The organism is Cytobacillus sp. FSL K6-0265, from assembly GCF_038003465.1.
In the GTDB taxonomy this organism is placed as follows: domain Bacteria; phylum Bacillota; class Bacilli; order Bacillales; family Cytobacillaceae; genus Cytobacillus; species Cytobacillus stercorigallinarum.
This window is the reverse complement of the sequence record NZ_JBBOPE010000001.1, coordinates 4,302,567-4,326,807: the sequence shown is the minus strand read 5'-3', so window position 1 is coordinate 4,326,807 and position 24,241 is coordinate 4,302,567. Positions and strand designations below refer to the sequence as shown.

Annotated in this window: 25 protein-coding genes; 13 read left to right on the top strand and 12 right to left on the bottom strand. The window is 38.8% G+C overall.

What is annotated here, in order from left to right; translation table 11 throughout:
* Positions 1-12 precede the first annotated feature (12 nt).
* Positions 13-957, bottom strand: a complete 945-nt coding sequence (locus MHH73_RS21865) for a DUF1672 family protein (protein ID WP_191817326.1) — start codon at positions 955-957, stop codon at positions 13-15.
* 133 nt (positions 958-1,090) lie between these two features.
* Entirely contained in the window at positions 1,091-1,921 is an 831-nt protein-coding gene (locus MHH73_RS21860; protein WP_225230809.1) for a DUF1672 family protein, read from the bottom strand.
* Positions 1,922-2,084: 163 nt separating this feature from the next.
* Between MHH73_RS21860 and MHH73_RS21855 the strand changes: the two genes are divergently transcribed.
* A complete protein-coding gene (locus tag MHH73_RS21855; protein ID WP_191817324.1) occupies positions 2,085-2,744 on the top strand; it encodes a uracil-DNA glycosylase family protein in 660 nt (219 codons plus the stop codon).
* Between the two features lie 30 nt (positions 2,745-2,774).
* On the opposite strand, the gene MHH73_RS21850 is transcribed toward MHH73_RS21855, so the two are convergent.
* Positions 2,775-3,683, bottom strand: a complete 909-nt coding sequence (locus MHH73_RS21850) for a DUF1672 family protein (RefSeq protein WP_191817323.1) — start codon at positions 3,681-3,683, stop codon at positions 2,775-2,777.
* A 136-nt stretch (positions 3,684-3,819) separates the two neighbouring features.
* Here MHH73_RS21850 and MHH73_RS21845 point away from each other — a divergent pair, with 136 nt between their 5' ends.
* A complete protein-coding gene (locus MHH73_RS21845; RefSeq protein ID WP_191817322.1) occupies positions 3,820-4,341 on the top strand; it encodes a lysozyme inhibitor LprI family protein in 522 nt (173 codons plus the stop codon).
* Between the two features lie 103 nt (positions 4,342-4,444).
* A complete protein-coding gene (locus MHH73_RS21840) occupies positions 4,445-5,323 on the top strand; it encodes a radical SAM/SPASM domain-containing protein (protein WP_191817321.1) in 879 nt (292 codons plus the stop codon).
* A 32-nt stretch (positions 5,324-5,355) separates the two neighbouring features.
* Here MHH73_RS21840 and rluF read toward each other — a convergent pair whose 3' ends face one another.
* The gene (gene rluF, locus MHH73_RS21835) at positions 5,356-6,063 is read right to left on the bottom strand and encodes a 23S rRNA pseudouridine(2604) synthase RluF (RefSeq protein WP_191817320.1); all 708 of its coding nucleotides are present in this window, start codon (positions 6,061-6,063) and stop codon (positions 5,356-5,358) included.
* Between the two features lie 177 nt (positions 6,064-6,240).
* Between rluF and MHH73_RS21830 the strand changes: the two genes are divergently transcribed.
* Both MHH73_RS21830 and MHH73_RS21825 read left to right on the top strand, forming a co-directional pair.
* Positions 6,241-6,474, top strand: a complete 234-nt coding sequence (locus MHH73_RS21830) for a DUF3953 domain-containing protein (RefSeq protein ID WP_191817319.1) — start codon at positions 6,241-6,243, stop codon at positions 6,472-6,474.
* A 113-nt stretch (positions 6,475-6,587) separates the two neighbouring features.
* Positions 6,588-8,033: a DEAD/DEAH box helicase gene (locus tag MHH73_RS21825; protein WP_191817318.1), complete on the top strand. Its 1,446-nt coding sequence runs from the start codon at positions 6,588-6,590 to the stop codon at positions 8,031-8,033.
* A 710-nt stretch (positions 8,034-8,743) separates the two neighbouring features.
* Here MHH73_RS21825 and MHH73_RS21820 read toward each other — a convergent pair.
* Positions 8,744-9,910, bottom strand: a complete 1,167-nt coding sequence (locus MHH73_RS21820) for an IS256 family transposase (RefSeq protein WP_341065002.1) — start codon at positions 9,908-9,910, stop codon at positions 8,744-8,746.
* 121 nt (positions 9,911-10,031) lie between these two features.
* On the opposite strand from MHH73_RS21820, the gene MHH73_RS21815 reads away from it, so the two are divergent.
* A complete protein-coding gene (locus MHH73_RS21815; RefSeq protein ID WP_191817406.1) occupies positions 10,032-10,421 on the top strand; it encodes a hypothetical protein in 390 nt (129 codons plus the stop codon).
* Positions 10,422-10,471: 50 nt separating this feature from the next.
* Here the strand turns inward: MHH73_RS21815 and MHH73_RS21810 are convergent, their stop codons facing one another.
* On the bottom strand, positions 10,472-11,008 hold the full coding sequence (locus tag MHH73_RS21810; protein ID WP_191817405.1) for a pyridoxamine 5'-phosphate oxidase family protein: 537 nt from the start codon (positions 11,006-11,008) through the stop codon (positions 10,472-10,474).
* A 110-nt stretch (positions 11,009-11,118) separates the two neighbouring features.
* Between MHH73_RS21810 and pdxR the strand changes: the two genes are divergently transcribed.
* Positions 11,119-12,510: a MocR-like pyridoxine biosynthesis transcription factor PdxR gene (pdxR, locus tag MHH73_RS21805; RefSeq protein WP_318245534.1), complete on the top strand. Its 1,392-nt coding sequence runs from the start codon at positions 11,119-11,121 to the stop codon at positions 12,508-12,510.
* Positions 12,511-12,551: 41 nt separating this feature from the next.
* On the opposite strand, the gene MHH73_RS21800 is transcribed toward pdxR, so the two are convergent.
* Positions 12,552-13,031, bottom strand: coding sequence for a GyrI-like domain-containing protein (locus tag MHH73_RS21800; protein ID WP_191817404.1), 480 nt, complete (start codon positions 13,029-13,031; stop codon positions 12,552-12,554).
* 110 nt (positions 13,032-13,141) lie between these two features.
* Between MHH73_RS21800 and MHH73_RS21795 the strand changes: the two genes are divergently transcribed.
* Positions 13,142-14,107 carry a helix-turn-helix transcriptional regulator gene (locus tag MHH73_RS21795; RefSeq protein ID WP_191817403.1) on the top strand — a complete coding sequence of 322 codons (966 nt, stop codon included), beginning with the start codon at positions 13,142-13,144 and terminating at the stop codon, positions 14,105-14,107.
* 37 nt (positions 14,108-14,144) lie between these two features.
* Here the strand turns inward: MHH73_RS21795 and MHH73_RS21790 are convergent, their stop codons facing one another.
* Positions 14,145-14,303, bottom strand: a complete 159-nt coding sequence (locus MHH73_RS21790) for a hypothetical protein (RefSeq protein WP_191817402.1) — start codon at positions 14,301-14,303, stop codon at positions 14,145-14,147.
* 222 nt (positions 14,304-14,525) lie between these two features.
* Complete coding sequence (locus MHH73_RS21785; RefSeq protein WP_191817401.1) at positions 14,526-15,062, bottom strand: hypothetical protein; 537 nt, start codon at positions 15,060-15,062, stop codon at positions 14,526-14,528.
* A 127-nt stretch (positions 15,063-15,189) separates the two neighbouring features.
* Here MHH73_RS21785 and MHH73_RS21780 point away from each other — a divergent pair, with 127 nt between their 5' ends.
* Positions 15,190-15,669, top strand: coding sequence for a GNAT family N-acetyltransferase (locus tag MHH73_RS21780; RefSeq protein WP_191816986.1), 480 nt, complete (start codon positions 15,190-15,192; stop codon positions 15,667-15,669).
* Between the two features lie 61 nt (positions 15,670-15,730).
* A complete protein-coding gene (locus MHH73_RS21775) occupies positions 15,731-17,176 on the top strand; it encodes a protein adenylyltransferase SelO (RefSeq protein ID WP_191816985.1) in 1,446 nt (481 codons plus the stop codon).
* 638 nt (positions 17,177-17,814) lie between these two features.
* Here the strand turns inward: MHH73_RS21775 and MHH73_RS21770 are convergent.
* The 3 genes from MHH73_RS21770 to MHH73_RS21760 all read right to left on the bottom strand — a co-directional run bounded on the left by MHH73_RS21770 (position 17,815) and on the right by MHH73_RS21760 (position 20,838).
* Positions 17,815-18,192 carry a VOC family protein gene (locus MHH73_RS21770; protein WP_191816984.1) on the bottom strand — a complete coding sequence of 126 codons (378 nt, stop codon included), beginning with the start codon at positions 18,190-18,192 and terminating at the stop codon, positions 17,815-17,817.
* 551 nt (positions 18,193-18,743) lie between these two features.
* Positions 18,744-20,114: a sensor histidine kinase gene (locus tag MHH73_RS21765; protein WP_191816983.1), complete on the bottom strand. Its 1,371-nt coding sequence runs from the start codon at positions 20,112-20,114 to the stop codon at positions 18,744-18,746.
* 10 nt (positions 20,115-20,124) lie between these two features.
* Positions 20,125-20,838 (bottom strand): response regulator transcription factor, encoded by a 714-nt coding sequence (locus MHH73_RS21760; protein ID WP_191816982.1) that lies wholly within the window; start codon positions 20,836-20,838, stop codon positions 20,125-20,127.
* Positions 20,839-20,988: 150 nt separating this feature from the next.
* On the opposite strand from MHH73_RS21760, the gene MHH73_RS21755 reads away from it, so the two are divergent.
* Genes MHH73_RS21755 through MHH73_RS21745 form a run of 3 tightly spaced genes read left to right on the top strand, consistent with a single transcriptional unit; the run spans position 20,989 to position 23,959 of the window.
* Positions 20,989-21,756 (top strand): ABC transporter ATP-binding protein, encoded by a 768-nt coding sequence (locus tag MHH73_RS21755; RefSeq protein ID WP_191816981.1) that lies wholly within the window; start codon positions 20,989-20,991, stop codon positions 21,754-21,756.
* The gene (locus tag MHH73_RS21750; protein WP_191816980.1) at positions 21,743-23,596 is read left to right on the top strand and encodes an FtsX-like permease family protein; all 1,854 of its coding nucleotides are present in this window, start codon (positions 21,743-21,745) and stop codon (positions 23,594-23,596) included. The genes MHH73_RS21755 and MHH73_RS21750 overlap by 14 nt, the downstream gene beginning before the upstream one ends.
* Positions 23,597-23,959, top strand: coding sequence for a YxeA family protein (locus MHH73_RS21745; protein ID WP_191816979.1), 363 nt, complete (start codon positions 23,597-23,599; stop codon positions 23,957-23,959).
* Positions 23,960-24,241: the final 282 nt, after the last annotated feature.

Here is a 24,241-nt window from a genome sequence, read left to right as displayed (position 1 = left end):
ATTCACCTTCTTTTAATCTTTAATAATATAATCAGGAAAAGCTCGCTTTAGAGAATTATCTTTGGCACCTTCACCAGATTCTTCATGAATAAAATGGTCATTTAAATAAAAGCTATAAGTTCCTTTAGGAATATTGTTCATTTCCTCGAGGTCAGTTGTCACTTGAGTGAAAATCTCTTCACTTGGTTCCGCTTGTTTTTCTTTCATAAATAACTGGATATTAATCTGGAAATTTTCCTTATCAAATAAGCTTTCCTCATAAGCATTTCTTAAAGTTTCAATATTTGAATCAGGGTTTTGTAAATAAAGATCGTATACTGGTTTGATAGCAGCATCATTCGCGTCAGTGGAAATAAAATAATAAGGAGTCATAAATCCATGACCGCCCATTTTTTGGAGAGCTTCTTCATTCTTACCCGTAATTTGTTCTTCTTTCGCAAGAGTTGTAAAATAATCATCCAATTGCCCGAATTCTTGATTGAAAATCATGTGATATAGTCCGCCTTGGATCGCATTTTGCACTTGGTACTCATCTGCCCAAATTTGCTTTGTCATAACTTGCTTTTCACTTTCATTTACCGGAACAACAGCATATGTATAAAAGTGAGGTTCACCTGCCGATTCAACAAAGACGGTAGCTCCATCCTTTGCTCCGACCACATTATGCACGACTACCTCAGTTTTATATTTTTCTTGAAAAAATGTGATTGTGGCTTCTACGATTTGTTCCCGATTTTCCTCTGCAATCTCACCAGTTTTTTTCCCGTATGGAAGCGCATATCCTTCCCCGTTGTAGTCTAGAATACTGACCAGTCCATTATCTGATGGGGAAGCTCCTGTTTCTTTTACCTTTTCATTATCGTTACCATTCTTATCTGTATCATTCATATCTGAGCAGCCTCCAAGCATCATTGTAATCCCAATACTACAGAGCAATATTTTAGTTAGTTTCCTCATAGTTTGTTTATCCTCCCTAAAGGGCTTCGCCATCTTCCATTATTGTAGCGGATAAAGTTAGATATTTACAGTTATAAAGGTGAAAAATTACCCTTTTTATGCAAAAATAGGAGAATAGTCAGATATATTAAGGTTATTCTTTTATAATATGCCCCACCATATCTATCGAATGCTCACCCATACCACTAGCACTTTGTTTATCTATAAAATGATCATTAAGGACAAAACTATAAGAGCCTTTGGGGATTTCATCCATTCCTTCGAGTTCCTGTGTAAGTTCATCAAACAATGCTGTGTTCGGCTTTTCTTTTTCTTCCGCCATAAATAATTGAATGTTGATGAACAGGTTCGTTGCGTCAAATAGCTCATCTTCAAAAGTAGCCCTAAGATGTTTTACACTTTCTTCAGGGTTTTGCATATAAAGCTCGTATACCGGCTCTAAAGCTGTTTCTTTATTAGTTATAGAGATAAAGTAATAGGGAGTTTGGAAGCCATGGCCCCCAACATTTTGGAGAGACTCTAGCGTTTTACCTGTTACATCATCTGCAACTAGCGACTCAAAGTGTTTATCAAGCTTCTTGAATTCATCGCTAAAAATCATGTGGTATAGTCCACCCTTAATTGCGTTTTTTACTTGAAAGTTATCGGCTGAGATTTGGTCCGTCATCACTTTCTTTTCTTTTTCATCAACTGGAACAAACGCATTTGTATAAAAATGCGGTTCACCGACAGATTCAACAAAGATAGTGGCACCATTCAAAGCGCCAACTACATTGTGCACAACGATTTCAGTTTGATAGTTTTCTTGAAAAAACTTAATAGTTTTAGCTTCAATTTCCTCTCGGTATTCTTCCGCAATCTGATCAGTTTCTTTGCCATAAGGCAGTGCATAGCCCTCTCCATTGTACTCTAGAACGCTTATCAAGAATTCATCTGAAGTGGGGGTCTGTTCTGTATTATTCATTTCGGCACATCCAGACAATAATACGCTTATACCCATACTGTAGAGCAAAATTCCCGTTAGTCTAGTCATAATTTATACAGCCTTTCTCAACGATTTTATATTTGCAGGGAAACCATCCATTTTCATAGAATATAAGTCCTATAACCTTTGAAGGAGTGGGTGTATGGATAAAATTCTAAATTTGCATACTGACTTTTATACTAACCTCAACCATAATCCTGTCGTGAAAGAAATTCTTAAGAGAGAAAAGATTACGGTTTTGGATGGGTTTAATAAGAACCTCGAACTTGTACAAAGATATTATCGAACGGTATATAGATCTAATGCGAGTAGAATAGTCCTATGCGGTATTAATCCCGGAAGAAATGGCGCTGGTAAGACAGGTATTCCCTTTCTTGATTTTAGGTCTATCTCTCAGTTGCTTTCTGACATAGAGGGTGATGATAGAGAACAGAGTGCGCAATTCATTTTCTCCATTATTAATGAAGTAGGAAGAGAATCATTCTATGAAAATGTATATATGACAAATATCTCTTGGTTTGGTTTTACAAGAGACGGTAAAAATTTGAATTATTATGATTTGCCGTCATCGCTAGCAACGACTTTTACAGACACATTTATTGCAGAAATGGATATGGTTCAACCCAAAATAATCATTCCCTTAAGTAAAGAAGTTGAGCGATCCTTAAAGCAGATGAGAAAGAGCGGAAGATTACACTATCCAATAGCTGAACGTTTACCACATCCTTATTATTGTTCGATTGGTAAAAATGCGATGAAGTATAAACAAATCTATATAAATACAATTAAAGATATTAGTTAAATGAAGGCGGTGTTTTCCTTTCATAAGAATTTATTCCTTCACAATATAATCTGGAAAACTCCGCTTTAAGGAATTTTCTTTCGCTCCTTCACCACTTTTTTTATCGATGTAATGATCATTGAGAGAAAAGCTATAGGTGCCACTTGGTATCGAGTCCATTTCTTCTAACACTTTAGTAACCTCATGAAAAATAGCTTCACTTGGATTTTCCTCTTTATCAGCCATGAATAATTGAATATTAATTTTAAAGTTTTCTGAATCAAATAAGTCTGTTTTATAGGCGTTTCGTAAAGCCACTACACTCTCGTTAGAGTCGTTCAAATATAGGTCATAGACGGGTTGAATAGCCTCTTCTTTACTTGTTAAGGTAATAAAATAATAAGGCGTCATAAAGCCATGTCCACCAACATTTTTAAGCGCTGCTTCTGTTTTACCAATCACTTCTCCTTCTGCAACCAATGACTCAAAGTAATTATCAAGCTTCTTGAACTCTTCGCTAAAAATCATATGATACAACCCGCCCTTAATAGCGTTTTCTACTTGAAAGGCATCGGCTGAAATTTGCTCGGTCATTACTTTCTTTTCTTTTTCATCAATTGGTACAACGGCGTATGTATAAAAATGAGGTTCACCCACCGATTCCACAAAGACCGTGGCGGCATCTAATGCTCCGACTACATTGTGCACTACGACTTCGGTTTGGTAGTTTTCTTGAAAAAGTGTGACTGTGGCCTCTTCAATTTGCTCTCGATGATCTTCGGCAATCTGATCGGTTTCTTTTCCGTAGGGTAAGGCATAGCCTTCACCGTTGTATTCCGCCACACTTACTAAGGCGTCATCAGAAGCATTTGTCTCACTCGTGTCAGTTGGATTAGAACATCCACCCAACATGATGATTATTCCCAGACAACAAAGAGAAATCTTAGAGATAGGAACCATTTTTGTTACTCCCTCCAAAAAGATCTTCCTTTTATTGTAACGAAGGAAGTTAGAGATTTACAGATTGATAGGTGAAAAATTACCCTTTTTATGAAAAAATAGGAGATGTGGAATAGAGGAACGAGGGGGAGATTGTATGAAGAATAAAGGGATTTTTATTACCACTGTATGGCTTTTATTATTGCTTATGATTTCGGCTTGTGGAAATACTGGTAATGAGACTAATAAACAGTTAGATCCGGAACAATCAAAACAAGTCCCTACCCAAAGCGAAAAGGAACAGCCTCTAATCACTCATAATGAGAATTCTTTAAAAGAGACGTATATAAAAGAGTTCAATCGTACGCAAAAAGAGTTGGAAGAAGTAAAACCAGCGGATGCATCCACTTATGCAATGAAAAAAGTAGAGGGTGATCGATATGATGCTTGGGATGCGTTGTTGAATGAAGTTTATCAGGTGTTAGAGGAGGAACTTTCAACAAAAGAGATGGCTCATTTAAGAGAAGAACAACGAAATTGGCTCAATGAAAGAGATGATACGGCAAAAAATGCGTCATTAAAGTTTGAAGGTGGAACACAGGAACAGCTAGAATATGTATCGGTGCTAGCCAATCTTACTGAAGAAAGGTGTTACGAGCTAATCAATACCTATTTGTAGTAGTGGGCCAAAAAACTCCCTATACCCATCCCCCGATATATCTGCTTTAATTAGTATAGTAGTGCAAATTGTTTGAAGTTGTTAAAGAATCGAGGAAGAGAAGTTGAAAAAGTTCAAGAAGTTTTATTTAGAGATTACGAGTGTTTGTAATTTGGCTTGTAGTTTTTGTCCGCCGACAGAACGGGCGAAGCAGTTTATTTCATTGGAAGATTTTACGAAACGGTTGGATCAGATTAAGCCGCATACGGATTATATTTATTTGCATGTGAAGGGTGAGCCGCTGCTGCATCCGAAAATTGGGCAGTTGCTTGATATCAGTCATGAAAAAGGCTTTAAGGTGAATATTACGACCAATGGAACGCTCATTAATAAGAAGAGAGAGAAGCTATTAAATAAGCCGGCTCTAAGGCAGATGAATTTCTCACTTCATAGTTTTGATGGTCATATTGGTTCGGAAGATAAAGAAGGCTATGTGAAGAGCATCCTTTCGTTTATTAAGGAAGCGACGAGTCAATCGGAGCTGATTGTGTCACTACGGTTATGGAATTTGACGCAGGATAATGCGACGAATTTGGAGAAAAAACGAAATAGAGAAGTGCTGGAAATCATTGAAAAAGAATTTAACTTAGATTACCGCATTGAAGAGAAAGTCGTGCCTGGTAGCGGCGTGAAAATTGCTGATCGCATTTATATTAATCAAGATTATGAATTTCAGTGGCCCGCTCTTCATGAAGAAGAGGATGATGGCAAAGGCTTTTGCTACGGCATGCGTAATCAAGCAGGCATCTTAGCGAATGGAACCGTGATTCCGTGTTGTTTAGATGGTGAGGGTATCATCAATCTCGGTAATATTAATGAAAATTCATTTTCGGACATTATTGAGATGGATCGTGCGAAGAATCTCGTTGATGGCTTTTCACGAAGAGAGGCTGTAGAGGAATTATGTAGGAAATGTGGGTATCGTAAGCGGTTTGGGAAATAAAAAGGGAATCTAGGTCAGCCTAGATTCCTTTTTTACCATTCCTTCGGCTCATAATTCAATTCTCTAAACAATTGATTCTTCTCTTTCTTAGACAAATCGCGCCATTGTCCAGGTGGAAGGGAGCCTAAGTTGATATTCATGATGCGAATTCTTTGTAAACGTAATACGTCGTAGCCGAATTCAGCACACATGCGACGAATTTGGCGGTTAAGCCCTTGTGTTAAAGTGATGCGAAAATCGAATTTTGATAAAGGGTCGATTTTACAAGGTAGGGTAGTGGTTCCTAAGATTTTCACACCTTCTGACATCTGCTTCACGAATTCAGGCGTGATCGGTTTATCGACGGAAACGATATATTCTTTTTCGTGCTGGTTTTCTGCACGCAAGATTTCGTTGACGATATCACCGTCATTTGTCATGAGAATTAGGCCTTCTGAATCTTTATCAAGACGACCGATATTGAAGATTCGTAAGGGATGATTCACGAGGTCAACAATATTCCCTTTCACACCTTTTTCAGTCGTGCTCGTAATGCCCACAGGTTTATTGAGCGCAATATAAACATTATTCCTGGCTACACGGATTTGGTTGCCGTCCACGCGAACGTCATCGCCGGGCTCGACTTGAGTGCCAATCTTGGCACGTTTCCCATTAATAGTGACTCTTCCGTCAGCAATTAATTTATCCGCTCCTCTTCTAGAAGCCTTTCCTGATTCACTAATATATTTATTAAGGCGCATATTGCCACATCCTTTTTAAATGGTTCGTTAAGTACTAACTATACTTATTTTAAGGAATAATCACAAACGTTTCCTCTATTTTTTCATTATTTTCTAATACGCTAACACTAGATTAAGAATGACACAAAACAATGGATAGTTAATTCAATGAATTTTATTTAGAAAGGTTTGATTATTTTGTTGAGAATCTTACGTTATGTCTTTTCGGTCATCTGGCTAGTAATGGCGAGTTATGGCGTAATGACAAAAGATTTTAGGTTTAGCGATATCATGATTTTATTTTTAGGTCTTACTATGTTGGTTTTAGGGTTAGAAGCATTTAAAAAAGAACAGAGAGGAATAGGTGTGTTTCTCATTGTTGTATTTTTATTTTCGTTTTATGTATCTATTGAATGGTTCTTAATTAATTAGAGATTTCCTTACATAACGTGAGGTTTGAACTGGACCGTTGTCACTTTCGTAAGTGGATAAGGTATAATAGAGGTTTATGAAAGAGAATAATAAGAAAAAAATGAGGTTTTTACATGACCAATACGAGTTTTACAGATTATCCATTAAGCGGTGAGATTGTGCGTGCTTTGGATAGTTTAGATTATCATAAACCGACTGAAGTACAGGCAAAGGTTATTCCATTGATTCTAGAAAAGATTGATCTTGTTGTTAAATCACAAACAGGAAGCGGAAAAACAGCGTCTTATGGGATTCCGATTTGTGAGTTAGTTGATTGGCAAGAGAATAAGCCACAAGCGATTGTACTGACACCAACGCGGGAACTGGCCGTACAGGTGAAAGAAGACATCATCAATATCGGGCGTTTTAAAAGGGTTAAAGCGTCTGCGATTGTTGGAAAACAACCGTTTCATATCCAAAAGAATGAACTAAAGCAGAAAATGCATGTCGTTGTCGGGACACCGGGACGTGTGCTCGATCATATTGAAAAGGGCACGCTTGTGTTGGATGAAGTGAAATATTTAGTTATCGATGAAGCGGATGAGATGCTTAATATGGGCTTTATTGAACAGGTGGAAGCGATTATTGAAGAGATGCCCAAACAGCGGAATACGTATCTTTTCTCGGCAACATTACCAGACCGGGTAAAAACGTTGTCACTTAACTACATGAAAACACCGGTTGATATTGAAATTAAAGCAAGCGAACAGGCGACGAACCATATTGCACATAGCCTTTATACCGTATCGGAAAACGAAAAGTTGTCCTTGTTAGAGGATGTGACAACCATTGAGAATCCGGACAGTGCAATTATTTTCTGCCGCACGAAGGAGCGTGTTGATACACTGTGTGACGAGTTGACGGATAAAGGCTATGATTGCGATATGATCCACGGTGGCATGGAGCAATACGATCGTTTAGAAGTAATGGAAGACTTCCGAAGAGGAGAATTTCGTTACTTGGTAGCAACGGATGTCGCAGCCAGAGGGATTGATATTGACCAGATCACTCATGTCATCAATTATGATCTTCCGTTAGAGAAGGAAAGCTATGTGCACCGGGCAGGAAGAACAGGGCGAGCAGGACATCATGGTAAAGCAATTACTTTTGTGACACCGCATGAAGATAAGTTCCTTAAAGAAATCGAATCATACATTGGCTTCCGAATCCCTGCTTCTGAAGCGCCTGCGAAAGCAGCAGTGTCGGCGGCAAGACCAGCATTTTTGGAAAAACTGAACAGCGAGCCACCAGTAAAAGAAGCGAAAAGTGAAAAATTAAATGAACAGATTATGAAGCTTTATTTCAATGGCGGCAAGAAAAAGAAACTAAGAGCAGTTGATTTTGTTGGTACAATTGCCAAAATAGACGGCGTCACAGCCGACGATATCGGGATCATTACTATCCAAGATACTGCCACTTATGTGGAAATATTAAATGATAAAGGTCCACTTGTTTTGGAAACGATGAAGCATACAACGGTTAAAGGCAAACAATTGAAGGTCCATGTGGCAAGGAAATAATAATAGAGAGGTGAGGAATCATAAGGGTTCTTCACCTTTTTATGTTAATGATTGATATTTGACGAAGTTGACGGGGTGAACGAAAGGGCTAGCAGTGTAATTTTGAGTTATGCGTAGAACTTTAGGGAAAAGAAAGTTCAATTGCCTACATAAGTGAGTGAAAATGAGGTAGATGTGTGGGCAAAGGGGAAAAGCCCCCACAAGTGAGTGTGAAATGAGGTAGATGTGTGGGCAAAGGGGAAATGCTCCCACAAGTGAGTGTGAAATGAGGTGGATGTGTGAGCAAAGAGGAAATACCCCCACAAGAGAGTATGAAATGAGGTGGATGTGTGAGCAAAGGGGAAATACCCCCACAAGAGAGTAAGAAATGAGGTAGATGTGTGAGTAAAGAGGAAAAGCCCCCACAAGAGAGTATGAAATGAGGTGGATGTGTGAGCAAAGAGGAAATACCCCCACAAGAGAGTGTGAAATGAGGTGGATGTGTGAGCAAAGAGGAAATGCTCAGTCAAGTCCTTAATATTGTGTAAAATTCTAAACCACTGTTTTCAACTATTAATTAGTGATATGATTTATCCCCTTACATTTTTTGAGGGAATCTTCCATGGTTCTATTCCTTCATAGCCAGGGTGGGATGTCAAAGGCTCCTCACTTTGACAGTCCACCCTGGCTATGAAACCATCTATAATGGAAGTTTCACTCAAATGTAGAGGCTATTTGCATAAGGATTTTCTCTTTTGGTAAACCGTTTGTTGATAATGAAGTAAGACAGCTCCCACTAAACGAAAAGCGGACTGAGTGTTAGGAAAAATCCGTATGACTCTTTCCCTTCTACGAACTTCTTGATTTAACCGTTCTAATGAATTCGTACTTCTTATATGAGGCCAAAGAGCTTGTGAATGTCCCATATATTGAATGGTATCTTCAAAGCCTTCATCAAGGATTTTTAAGGCGTTTGTGAATTTAGGGTTTTCACCGAATTGGTTCATAAGTTCCTCTTTGAAATTCCTCATATCCTCTATAGTTACCGCTTCAAAAATCCGCTTGACCATCGTCCTAATTTCACCAGAATCTTTCTTTGGGAGTTTCTCGATAATATTACGTTTAAAATGTACATTACATCTCTGCCAGCTAGTGCCGATAAACTCCCGTAGAATTGCTTTTTGAAGACCTTGATGAGCGTCTGAAATAACGAGCTTTGGAGACTGAAGTCCACGGGATTTAAGCTGTTGAAAAAATCGACTCCAGCTATCATAGTTCTCAACATGATCAACTTGAAGGCCAAGAATCTCACGAGTGTTTTTATCAGTCAGGGCGGTCGCAATATAAATCGCTTTGGAGACAACTCGATGGTGCTCGCGCACCTTAATATACATAGCGTCCACAAAGATAAAAGGATAGTAGGAGACATTAAGTGGTCTCTTGGCCCAGTCGTTAACGATAGGATCTAGCTTTTGAGTAAGAGAGGAAACAAAAGACTTTGAAACGTTCTCCCCACAAAGCTGTTCCACAATATGTGTAACCTTACGAGTAGATATACCATTAATCACCATTTCGACCATTGAGATAACGAAGGCTTGATCACATCGTGCATATTTTTCAAAAACGGAAGTTGAAAATTCACCATTTCTAGTGCGTGGTACTTTAAGTTTTAGCTTCCCAATACTCATCGTAAAATCACGTTCGTAGTAGCCATTACGATAATCTAAACGGTCAGTCGTGCGTTCGTAACCAGCAGCTTGTATATATTGATCTCTTTCTTTTTCCATGTATTCATTTAATACAAGGACAATAGCAGATCTAACCACAGTATCAATATTTGAGTTTATAACGGCTTCTTTTAAAACATCCAAATCTAGGTTAAACTGTATTTGAGTCATTCTTATTCCTCTTTCATTGTTTATCGTCGTTGAAAACAGTGTTGACAAGAAGGAATAAAATGACTCTTCTTTTTACACAATTATATGGACTTAATCAAATACCCCCACAAGAGAGTGTGAAATGAGGTGGATGTGTGAGCAAAGAGGAAATACCCCCACAAGTGAGCGAGAAATGAGCAAGATGTGTGGTCAAAGAGGAAAAGCCCCCACAAGTGAGCAAGAAATGAGTAAGATGTGTGGTCAAAGAGGAAAAGCCCTCACAAGTGAGCATGAAACGAGCAAGATGTGTGAGCAAAGAGGAAAAGCCCCCACAAGTGAGCAAGAAATGAGTAAGATGTGTGGTCAAAGAGAAAATACCCCCACAATGAGCATGAAACGTGCAAGATATGTGAGCAAACTGGAAATGTGCGCAACCGCGAGATGTGCGCAAAAACCCAACAAAAATGAGTTACAATTGCTCGTAATCCGTGTCGGAGTAAAAGGATTAAATAATTTCCTATCTGAGAAATGAAAGAACCTGAATCAATCGAGATTATTAATCCAGGTGCTTTCGCATTTGATTTAAACCGTTCTCCCCATGTAAAACCGTGCCTCCTCAATCATTTTATTCTCCTTCGCTGTTATCTCATCCGGTGTCAATTTAAAAACCATCGTATAACTCCCTAAAGAAGATTGGTATTTTTTCACATGCGTTTGAGCCAATTTTTTATCGTAATATCCGGGGACGTATTTATCGAGCATGCCTTGCATAGCGGCGGTGGCTTCTGTTATGTCGGTTACGGCTTGAAGTTGCCCGAAAAGCATAACGCTCATATAGGCAGTGTCCGTTTTCGCCGGAATCGGGCTAACCATTGTACCGTAATCTTCTGCGATGGTGAAACAGCAATGAGGGTTCTCGCGGATTATTTCAATTTTTCTGCCGGCAGCAGCACCGTGAAAATAAAGCGATCCGTTTATCCAAGTATAGTTTAATGGAACGACGTAAGGGTGTTCACCATCTGTTAATCCCAGATAACCGGTGCGTGTAGTACTTATTAATTGTTCAATGCGGACCTGATCGGTGCACACTAATTTTTGATTGCGAATTTCATAGGTCATTTCCATCCCATCCTTTTTGAGTAAATGTTAAAATAATCGTAAGAAAAATCTGTATTTAGTAAAAGTGCCAGAATGGAAAAATTTCTTAGGGACAGTTGGGGGTCAACGAGGTGGAAATCACGCCATTTATTCAAAGGGAATCATCTATACCGCTATATAGTCAGCTTTATCATTGGATAAAAACAGAAATTGAAGAGGGAAGGCTACCTCCTGGTACAAAGATCCCTTCAATTAGGCAGTTAACCGATTATTTACAGATTAGTAGAAACACAGTGGAGGCAGCGTACCAACAATTACAAGCAGAAGGTTACTTAGAGAGTGTCCCTAGAAGTGGGATTTGGGTCGCAGAAATCGAAGAACGGCTCGCTCATTCTTCTGAAGAAGTGCCATCACTTGTGATAGAGAGGGAAAGAGTGAGAAAGTCGGTCATTGATTTTAAGTATGGGAATGTCGACGTTATCAAGTTTCCTTTTAAAAGATGGAAAAAATGCCTGTCAGATGCGATGGAAGAAGAGGGGGAGTTATTATCCCAGTATAGCAACAAACAAGGTGAGTGGTCCTTACGTCGTGAAATAGCTACCTATTTGCTGCAATCAAGAGGAGTTCATACGAGACCAGAGCAGATTTTGATTACGAGTGGCACACAATCAGCAGTAGAGATCATTTGCCGACTTTTGAAATTGCAGGGAAAAGAGGTGGCGATAGAAGAGCCAGGCTATAGTGGGGTGCGTACCGTCTTTGTTGATCAAGGCTGTGAGATGGTCCCTGTGCCACTTGAGAAAGATGGTTTATCTATCTATCATCTACAGAAAAGTAAGGCAAAAGCCGTTTATGTGACCCCTTCTCACCAATTTCCGTTCGGGATGATTCTTCCAGTCGGTAAAAGAACGCAAATGCTTAACTGGGCTTATCAATCAGCTGGTTATATTATCGAGGATGATTATGACGGGGAGTTTCGTTATCAAGGTCAGCCTATCCCCTCGCTCAAATCGCTAGATGAAGAAGAAAAAGTCATCTACTTAGGAACCTTTTCAAAATCATTTCTCCCTTCCATGCGCATGAGCTTTATCGTTTTCCCGCCTTCACTAATGAAGCAGTACGGACAAAAGTTTTCTGATTATGACCAGCCGGTTTCACCTATGATACAAGTAGCTATGGCTAAGTTTATGCACGCAGGTGATTTTGAACGACATATTCGGAGAATGAGAAAAACATATCAGAGAAAACATCAAACACTATTAAATAGTATTGAGCAACATTTAGGCAATAAAGTAGAAATAATCGGGGAAAAATCGGGCTTACATATCCTCCTAGAATTACAAGGGCAGGCAGCACCACAAGTGATTGAAAAAGGGTTAAAAAAAGGTGTAAAAGTTTACGCCCCTTCACGTTTTTGGCTACATCCAATTAGCGACAGCCAAAGGTATATCATGCTTGGGTTTGGTGGACTATCCATTGAGGAAATTGAAGAGGGAATTGCGCTTTTAGCTAGTTGCATATAAACGAAAGTGACCCCACCTTAAAAGTGGGATCACCATTCCTGTTATTTTTTAACAACAGGAATCCACATTTCACCGTATACTGTACCGTTGTCCTCACTCATTTCCACTGTTGTGTTTGGTCCACCAACATAAGCATAGTCAGTCATTTCAACTAATGCTTGACCAAAGGCCACGGCTGTTAATTGATTACTTAATTCTTGAGCGGAGTCAGCTTTTCCTTCGACAACGAGGTAGGGTCCTTTAGGAAATTGGATAATTCTCGTTGCATCAGGTAATGTCTTTTCTGTCATCACGCCTGCATAATGCATCATTTTGTTATTGACCGCCTCATTGACTGCGAAAATATAATTATTGTCTGCCACGGATTTAAGCTGCTCAAGTGTGCCATCACTTTTCACCGTCTCCCAGAAATCGCTTTTTTGTTGATTGATGCTTTCTTGGTCTCTATAGTCCGCTACAATTTCAATTCCAAAGCCTAATACGACGAAACCTTCTTTTTCTTGTAATGAGTAATTAGCCATTTTTATCGTCCTTCTTTCTTGAAATTTAACCAAATGATTGGTGTTTTCATTTGATGAGTTTATAATAACTTTAAATCATGTCAAAAAATGACACTGTTAAGGAGACTGAGATGAAAAAGGTTGAAAGAATTAATGTCATGATGCGATACATTAATAATCGTGCCCATTTTACGATTGCTGAAATCATGCAGGAATTCCAAATATCGCGGTCAACAGCCATTCGCGATATCCGAGAAATTGAAAGCATGGGTGTGCCACTTGTTGCAGAAGTGGGACGAGACGGAGGCTACGCTGTCATGAAAAATGCAGTCCTTCCCTCTGTTCGCTTCACTGATAACGAGCTCAAAGCTCTGTTTATCGCCTTTATGGCAACGAGAAATTTGCAACTCCCTTATTTAAAGAGTCGCCAATCACTAGCTGAAAAATTACTTGGCCTGATTTCAGAAGCGCAACAAGATGATCTTGTACTTTTAAATAAGATTCTCTTATTTGAAGGAACGAACCCCCATAATCCTGACCTTTTAGAACTATCAGACTTACCTCATCCAATACTAGAAAAACTGATTCAACTGTTACTTTTTGACCGCTATCTCATACTTTCCGCAAACAACGAGAAATATTCTATCTACCTTATCCATCTATACCGCGAGAAAAATATTTGGTGGGTAGAAGGTTTTGATCTAAATGAAGAAAGAAAAAGGCTTATACCGGTAGATCATTTGACCGAGATAAACGTCTTCCATCCGAAAAAAAGATTAAGTAATAAAGCCATCCTAAAAAAGATGGCTGAACATCATGTGAAAGACAATATCGTCATGAAACTCGGACCAAAAGCCATTGCTCAATATAAAAAGTACCATCCTTTTAACGTCGCGCTTACCTATACAGATCCCTATCAAACAACAGCTATTGCAAAAATACATGTCACCATGGAGAAACGAGATCAACTAGAGGAAATAGCCAGTTGGGTGCTCTTTCTTGGTGATGATGTAGAATTGGTGGAGGTGCCGAGAGAGGTTTATACAGCTTTAGAAGAGAGGCTCTATAGATTTCAGCAGAGAAAGAAAAGCCAATAAAAACGCCAACCCAGCAATAAGCTAGATTGGCGTTGCGTTATGCGTATGATGTTTTTCGCCAAAAAGCCCCTTTGTCACAAGAGCTAATCGGTGGGAAAACTTCTTCGGTTTCTAGTTGGATTTTCTTTTCCTCGCCGGTTGGACTAGGTGTACGCGTCCCATCTGTATAACCATCCTGTTTTAAATCTCTCTCCAATTGCCATAAATCTTACCTCCTTTAGGGGTGTTTGTCTCTATTTATCCGCGTTTATACAGGCTAAACCAGAAGCAAGTCCAACTTTATTTTGAGGTCTTTTTTTCGGAAAACCCTCAAAAAGCACAAAAAGAAAAAGCCAGTAAGCGCAAGGCTTCTGAAACGGTATGATTTTTAACCATTTCGATGGAAGTATTACTTGTTCAAGGTCCTCATCCATTTTGCTTAACGTATCTTTTCCGCGTTTTGTTGGTAGAACCCCGTAATGAAAAAACATGTAATCCATGCAGTGGTTGTAACGATTATAGCTAGAAATAACCCCATAGCCTGCATGAAAATATCCTCTCCTTGATAGGATGGCTCAAGAGTGATGTACAAAAAAGTAAATAAAACGGTTAATCCCATGTAAAAACTACTTCCAATAGTAGCTAACTTTAATCTATCCCCTTTTGAGCCATGCCAGGCTTTATTTACTGATGCCCATAAATAGATGCTTGTGCATACAGCTAAAACCATAAAAATTAAGTGAACATAGGGAATGACAAAATAGCCCACAATATAAAGAGCCAGAATGGTAGCAGAAAATAGGACTGTATTCATGAAGAATAGGAGAATCCCAGCTCCCCAATGTGATTGGAACCATGGCGTCTTTTTTAAAAGGTGCACGAATGGATTCCCTTTGCCAAGTTGAGAGAGGATGGGGTTTTTAAAGAATATAATAACTAACATGATGAGTGAACCAACAAATAATATTAAAGACATTATAACCCTCCATAATAAAATTAATTTATATATAGGATACAAGGTTATTTATTGTAAAACAATAAAAATTTATCGATATACTCAAGTTTCTAATATGGTATATTTTAAAGAGGAAGAGGAGATGTGAATGATGAAACTCATAGGTAGTCATATTTATTTAGGTAGTCCCCAACTGCAAGAATTCCCTTGTGTTTGGAAAATGCTGAATGATAAGGATGCACGAAAGTATACGGGAGGCATTCCTCAAATAAGTTATGCAGAAAGAGAGTTATTATATGCTGAGCAATGTCAGACCTTTGGTGAAAATGGTAATTGGGAATTTTCCATTTATTCTAGGGAAAACAATGATTATTTGGGCTATGCAGGTTTTACTTTTGACGATGTCACTGAAAGATATTACCTCATGTATGGATTAGACAGGCAATATTGGGGAAAAGGTTATGCGACAGATGCAATCACCTTACTTCTAGCATTTGCAAATAAAAAATTAAGTATTTCTACTATTTATGCGAGTGTTCATCCTGAGAACGCTTCGTCCATCCATTTGTTAAAGAAACAATCATTCATAAAAAGGGATAACGAAGATCTTTATATTCTTAGTAGATAAGGTAAAGATAAAAGAAGAGATATAATAAAACAAATATGATACAAAAGGAGAGGCGATAAGAATGCCAGAAAGACATGTGTCAGGCTGGAATTTGCAAAATAGTTATAAGAAGCTGTCTCCCGGTCTTTTTACAGAAACAAAACCACAGCGAGCAAGTGAGCCAGAGATGGTGCAATGGAATAAAGAAGTAGCGAAAAGTTTAGGGATTAGCAAGGATTGGTTACAGAGTGATGCGGGTCTTGCCGTGTTAGCCGGAAACCAATTACCAGAGGGCAGTGAGCCAATTGCACAAAGTTATGCAGGGCATCAGTTTGGTCATTTTAACCGCTTAGGTGATGGGCGCGCTATTCTCTTAGGTGAACAGTTGACGGTAAACGGTGATCTCGTTGATATTCAGTTAAAAGGAGCGGGCAGAACACCGTATTCACGCGGTGGGGATGGCCGTGCGGCGCTTGGACCGATGTTGAGAGAGTATCTCATCAGTGAAGCGATGCACGGGTTGCGTATACCGACAACGAGAAGTTTGGCTGTAGTTGAGACAGGTGATGACATTGTCCGTGAAACCCTATTGCCAGGGGCGATTTTGACACGTGTGGCTGCGAGTCATATTCGTGTGGGGACTTTTCAATTTGCGGCTACCTTCACGAAGCCGGAAGAATTGCAGGCGTTAGCTGATTATACCATTGAGCGTCATTATCCTGAGCTTTTAAAAGAAGATAATAAATACTTGGCCTTGTTACGCAAAGTAATCGACGTTCAGGCAGGATTGATTGCTAAATGGCAAGCGGTCGGTTTTATTCACGGTGTCATGAACACGGATAATATGACGATTTCAGGCGAAACAATTGATTACGGCCCGTGTGCCTTTATGGATAGATACGACCCTGAAACGGTATTCAGCTCCATTGATGTCCAAGGTCGTTACGCATACGGAAACCAACCTTATATGGCGGGTTGGAACTTGGCGCGCTTCGCAGAGTCGCTTATCCCTCTTTTACATGAAGAGACCGAGGCAGCGGTAAAGATTGCGCAAGAGGAAATCGGCGAATACAATCGTATCTATATTCATAAGTGGACCGGAGAAATGAGGGCCAAACTCGGTCTGTTTACAGCAGAAGAAGCAGATAAGGCTCTTATTCACGATTTGCTGGAACTTATGAAAGAGCATGAAGCAGATTATACGAACACATTCATCGCTTTGACCTATCGAAAATTAGAGCAGCCTGTGTTTAAAGAGTGGCTCTCTCGTTGGCAAGAACGGTTAAAGAGACAGGAAGCATCAGAAGCGGAAGTGGAACAGTTAATGAAAAATCATAACCCAGCTGTTATTCCACGAAATTATTATGTTGAAAAAGCATTAACTGCAGCGGTGGACAAAGCGGATTATCATTTATTTGACGAGCTATTAGCGGTGCTCGCTCATCCATATGCGCATACGGCAGAGCAGGAGAAGTATAAAGAGGTACCGGTACAGGATGATAATTATCAAACGTATTGCGGGACGTAAAAGAAGCGGGGGAATGTCCCTTGCTTTTTTTACGTATGTTTATGGGGATTTTTTAGGGGATTACGTGAATTGATCGGATACGGCGAGAAAGCGAACGGGTCAAAAACCTGTAGAAGTAGGAAAACCTGATAGGATTAGGCAAGAAACGCGTCAAAAAACGGAGTCAGTAGAAAAAAATGATTAGATTAAGCAGGAACCGCGTCAAAAATCGTAGTCAGTAGGAAAACCTGATTGGATTAGGCAAGAACCGCGTCAAAAAACGGAGTCAGTAGAAAAAAATGATTAGATTAAGCAGGAACCGCGTCAAAAATCGTAGTCAGTAGGAAAACCTGATAGGATTAAGCAGGAACCGCGTCAAAAAACGGAGTCAGTAGAAAAACCTGATTGGATTAAGCAAGAACCGCGTCAAAAATCAGAGGCAGTAGAAAAACCTGATTGGATTAAGCAGGAACCGCGTCAAAAACCGGAGACAGTAGAAAAACCTGATAGGATTAAGCAAGAACCGCGTCAAAAACCCGCGGCAGTTGGAAAAATTGGTTGGATCAGCAGTGAAACAGAAGGAACAGCCAAAGGCAATTGGATTCAATCATCTACCACTAAAAAAAACACACGAACTTACAGCCCGTGTGTTTGGATATCTAGTTCTTCTCCATCACCGCAAAATAATTCTCTTCGTTATCGGCAAAGTTAAATACTTTACCAAAAGGCATTTCAACGAGCTCGCCTACGGTGATTTCTTTATTCTTATATGTTTGATAAATCTTTTCGGCGTCATCTGTATAAAACATGAGAGATGGTGTGCCAAGATGTAATTCGGGGCTCATCTTTGCCACGATTTGTTTATCTTGAAGGACTATGGTTGTTTCTGATTGTTCGGACGACGCAACCTCATACCATTTAAAATCTCCTTCATTATTTTCCGCGATTAGTTTGAAGCCGATCTTTTCTATCCAAAATTGCAAGCTTGTTTGTTGGTCGTTGACGTATAACATGATTTGTCCTAGTGATAGGGTCAAAATCGTCGCCTCCTTTATTTTGTCGCCTGACTACCCATATAAATGACTACCCATATAAATGACTTCCCAAGTATGTCCATCTAGGTTTTGAAAGCCCATTTGATACATAAAATCCAAAGTCTTTTGCTTCAGATGCCAATTACCATCAGCATCTAACGCCTTTTCATTGACTTGGTCTCTGCTTTCAGCGGCAAAAGATGTATTTGTTCACTGGAGTCAATGATGTTTTTAAACTGTCCTACTGTCATCAGCATGGAAAAGGTCTGTTCATTGATGACCATACATGCGGCGTCATCGTTAGTGAAATCATCGTGGAAAGTAAACCCATTTGTTTAAAAAAGTCCATTGACTTCTTTAGGTCTTTCACAGGTAATTTAATAAATGTCACCTTCTCTTTCATTTGAATGGTAAGACTGATTTCACGTTAATTATAGAGACATGTTAGATAGTAGTCAATTTTATTTTTGAATATTCTGTAAATATAACAAAAATATCATTCTTACACCCCTTTTCTAAGTCTAGATTAAGGAAAGGGGTGTTTTAATTTGTTTTTACATTTTAATAACAACCTTCGTACCGTGATGCTGTTCACTTGTCAGATGAACCGTGCCACCGTGGGCTGTAATGATATCTCTCGCAATCGCCATTCCAAGCCCAGTGCCTTGTGCTTTTGTATTTGTACCACGGTAGTATCGGTCAAAAATTTGCTCTAATTCATCAGGCGCGATGCCGTTTCCATTATCCTCAATAATTAGTTTTCCAGCGTCTAGGCGGATAGCCACCTCAACGTCTGATGGATTATGCAGTAGAGCATTGTGGATGAAATTCAATAGAGCGCGTTTCATTAAATGTTGATCGATGGACCAAGTTAATGACGGATCATCGCTTTCAAAACTGATATGATAACCGTCATAACGGGGATCATTCAAGACATCAATGACAATCTCGCGCGTAAATCGTTCTGCCTTTGTCTCTTGTATGTGCAAAGGTAATTCTTGGTTGCGTAATCGCAGTGTAAGGTTAAAGTCATCTAGTAATTCCTTCATATAAAGAGATTGCCGCTCAATGACTCCTGCGTACTCCTGTCTTTCCTCGTGGGAAACTTGCTCCTCATTTAATAATTCAGCATAGCCGCGAATGGAGGCAAGCGGTGTTTTTAAATCATGGGAAACATTACTGATCCATTCGTTGCGCATATTTTCGAGCTTTTTACGTTCTTCCTCATGTGCTTGAAGGGTAGTAGAGACTTCATTCAGATTGGCAAACACAGGTTTATAAATACCTGCTCGTTTCGTCTTTTGAACAGTGAAATTTCGTGCTTTAAGTTGTGAAATCCGTTCAATCATATAATGAACAGGCTTGGTCAGAATTGTGCTAAAGAGTAGCCCAACAATGGCGGCGATGATCAAATCAACAATCGTTATGGCAATGATTGCTTTGAAGATATATGTAATGACTGAAGTGGTATCCATCATGAAGGTAACGCGCTCCTCTTTACTTTGGGGGACACCAATGATGTAGCTATATTCTTCAAATTCACCGATGAAATATGTGTTAAAATGATCGTCCATATACTTATATTTATGTACAAGTTCTACAGGGCTATAATGATTCGCAACTCCATCTGGTGCAAATTTAGAGGAAATCACCTCTCCATTTTGATTTAAAATTTGCAGCCATGCACCGAATGATTCTAGCGCCTCTACTCCTTCAGCTGAAAGAGTGGGCTCTTCCTCTTCTAATGTTAAATAGTTAGAAAAAGAACGGGTGAATCGTTCGGCTGAACCACTTTCTACTTGATCAATGCCTTGTTGTTGCTGATAAATAAGCAAACCAATTAAAACCATTGTATTAACAATGATGACGATGAAAACGATGCTTAAAATTGAGAATAAATACCTACCAGTTAATTTCCATTTCATTTGTCCTCACCTATTTTACATTCAGTCGATACCCGAGCCCTTTAACCGTCGTAATGAAGGTCGGTTTGGATGGGTTATCTTCTATTTTCTCACGTAATCTGCGGATATGAACCATTAATGTATTATCTGCTCCGTAGAAGTCTTCACCCCAAACGGTTTGAAACAATGTTTCCTTACTAAGTATTCGATTTGGATTTCGGATAAAGCAAGCCATTAACCCAACTTCCTTAGCAGTTAATTCTAAGCGCTGCTCTTGCTTGTATACTTCTGTTTGCTCTTTATTTAAGGCAAAAGGGCCGGCAGTCATCATCGTTTTTTCTATCATTGTTTGGTCAGATAACTGTTGTGAATAGCTACCGGCACGCCGGAGTTGCGCTTTTACACGGTAAGCCATTTCTTTTGGACTGAATGGTTTTGTAATATAGTCATCTCCGCCAATGGCCAATCCTAATATCTTATCGACTTCATCTGTTTTCGCGGATAGGAATAAAATTGGAATTCTCGAGACTTCACGGATTTTTTTACATAAATCGTAGCCCTCACCGTCAGGAAGCATCACATCGAGAATCGCTAAATGTGGGGAGAATGCTTGAAATTGTTCCCAACCTTTCTTAACTGTACCGGTAGTTTGTATCGATTGAAATCCTTCTTTTTTTAGAGATGTTTGCATGAGCTGACATAAATCTTGTTCATCATCAACGATTAGAATACGAGGCTGTTCCACAATGATTCCTTCCTTTCATCTATCTATTAGCCTTATCTTAACAGTGTTTAACGATTATTATATACAATTTAAGGATTTTGTAAGGTAGAAGTGAATTTAGTGTAAGGATGGGGAGGTAAAGTAGAGACATAAGAAAGAGGTGCTTAATATATGGAATCATTATTAGTTGTAAAAAAGGTAGAAAAATTATACGGAAAAGGCGCAAACACATTTCATGCGCTTCAGAATATATCATTTGACATTAGCCATGGGGAATTTGTAGGCGTTATGGGGCCATCAGGAGCTGGGAAGTCTACATTACTAAATGTATTGGCAACAATTGATTCTCCGACAAACGGTGATATTTATATTGAAGAAGACAATATTGCCAAAATGAAAGAAGAGAAGTTAGCGGATTTTCGCCGTGATCATTTAGGTTTTATTTTTCAAGACTACAATCTACTCGATTCATTAACGGTTCGCGAAAATATTGTCTTGCCACTTGCGATTGCAAAAAAATCAGCAAAGGAAATGGCTGAAAAAGTAGAGACATTAGCGCATACTTTCGGGATTGCTTCTTTATTGGATAAATATCCTTATCAAATATCAGGAGGTCAAAAACAAAGAACAGCAGCTTGTCGTGCACTGATTTCGAATCCTAAATTAATTTTTGCTGATGAACCGACTGGGGCTTTGGATTCAAAGTCAGCAACAGATTTACTAGAAAGCATGAGTCAATTAAATGAAAAGCATGAAACAACGATTATGATGGTCACGCATGATGCCTATGCTGCTAGTTTTTGCCGCAGAATCCTGTTTATTAAAGATGGCCAATTATCAAAGGAAATCTATCGTGGTTCACATACGAGGAAAGAGTTTTTCCAAATGATCTTAGCGGAATTGGCAAAGCTAGGCGGTGACGATAATGACGCTATTTGATTTAGCGATCAAAAATATTCGCCGAAATGTGAAGAGTTATGGGCTGTACATCGGCTCGATGATTTTCTCTATTATCATTTATTTTACTTTTGTCACGTTGAAATATAGTGAAGACATCACGGCTTTGGCAGCAGTCTCAAAGCAAGTCAGTAGTATTATGAGTGCATCTGCATTTGTCCTGATTATTTTTGTTGCCGTGTTTATCCTTTATTCGAATTCTTTTTTTATGAAAAAAAGGAAGCAGGAAGTAGCGCTTTATTCTTTACTTGGTGTGCGTAAACGCTCCATCGGTTTTATGCTATTTTTCGAGAATATTGTTATTGGCGTCATTGCCTTAATTATTGGTGTGGGCTTGGGCTTCTTGCTATCACAACTGCTCTTAATGGTTTTATTAAAATTAATGGGATTAGAAATAATGAGCAGTCTAGCATTTTCACCAAGTGCAGTCGTGAATACAGTCATCGTCTTTATGATTCTGTTTTTATTTACGTCATTACAAGGCTATCGTGTTATTTATCGTTTTAAGTTAATTGATTTATTTCACGCAGAAAAGAAAGGCGAGGAATTGCCGAAAGCACGTCTTATCTCGGCTGTCTTAGGTGTGGCATCTTTAGCAGGTGCTTATTGGTTGGCGTTGCAAGATTTGATGACTTCAGAAGTATGGCGCTTACTTAGTGCAGCTATGCCATTAGTGATTATTGGATTAACGGTGTTAGGAACGTATCTGATTTTTAATAGTGTCCTTGTCTATATTTTATCGAAATTAAAAAATCAAAAGAACTGGGCTTGGAAAGGCTTAAATCTATGGACAACGTCACAGCTATTGCACCGCATTCGTGGGAATGCACGAACACTAACAGTAATTGCGACTTTAAGTGCAACAACCATTACTGCTGGTGGTGCGGTATTTGGGCTTTATTATCATACGGACAAAGAAATAGAGACCTATACGCCTATTACATTTATGTGGGAGGGCGAGCCACAGAAAATTACACAAGACATTGTTGTGTATGAAGAGGAAATCGAAAGTAAAACTGTCCGTATAGCTGAAGGTGACATGGAAATTGACTACCAAGTAATGGATTATTCAACCTTCAAGCAATTGGCTACACAACAAGGGTGGGAGGACCTTCCTGCAATTAATCAGGAAGAGGCATTCATCCTGGATACGTATTATGATGAGCGTTGGTCGACGAAAGTAGATGAGGTTAAGCTTAATAAGCAAACATTAAATGTGACTGCTTACGAGGATCGATCCGTTGTTAATACCTTCACAATGGGAGGTAAAATAGTAGTTGTAACAGATGATTTTTTTGAACAAATAGACAGTCCACAGGTGACCTACCAGGCAGTTCAAGTGGAAGATTATAAAAATCAGCAAGCATTATCAGATGATTTAGCTGCTTCTACTGAACAATTTTCAAGTGCAACCCAACAATATAAAGATTCTATTGAAGCTTCAGGCTCTATGCTTTTTGTTGGGAGCTTTCTTGGACTCGTATTCTTAGTTGCTACGGGTAGCATCATTTTCTTTAAGATGATGACGGAAGCAGAAGAAGATAAAGGGAAATATCAAGTGTTATACAAAATTGGTGTGTCACAAAAAGAAATGAAACGAACGATTAGACATCAAGTGGGAATGATCTTTACGGCACCATTACTACTTGGATTAATGCATGGAGCGATCGCCTTAGTTGCCTTTTCTAATTTGTTAATGATGAATCTGCTGATGCCAGTTTTCATATGGATGCTAGCATATACAATTATTTATTTCATCTATTATTTCTTAACAATAAGTAGCTATCAAAAAACGATATTTTCAATGTTGGGGGAGAGATAAATGAAGAAGACAACGGGCATTTTCGCAGGAATTGTTATCATTTTTATTGTGGCGGTTATCTTATTAATGAATTTGGATTTTAATCGTTTAGGCAAAGAAAATGCGTATGTTCAATTAAATGAAGAGCCGCGAGTAGAAGAAGAAACATTGGAATCAGGAGAAGTGATGAAACGATATTGGTATGAGCTGCCAGCTTATAATAAAGAGGGTAAAGCAATCGTTGTGGAATTCTCTGCTTCTAGAGCTTTGCGAGAGGATGCCTACTTAATGCTTTATCTTGATGATAGCAATGAAGTCACGTCTTACGATGAAGTAAATGAAAGTGATATTCCTTCAGAAGTAATAGAAAAAATAAATGCGTAATGATAAGTCCCTGAAAATTTTTCGGGGGCTTTTAAGTATTTTGCAATAATAAATAAAGGGAATAGTAAAGTTGTTTAAAACAGCAAAATATCCGTTAAAAGCAAAAAATAGAATAACCACTAAGAAAAAAGGCGCGAAACTTTCCGACTTTTATCTGTTTTCCATTATTTTTTTCAGTCAAATATCAAAAAATTTTATATAATATAAATAGGATTTATACTATTATAGAGGGAGAAGAATTTCTTCTATGATGGATAATTGCCAATTTTATAGTATAATTAG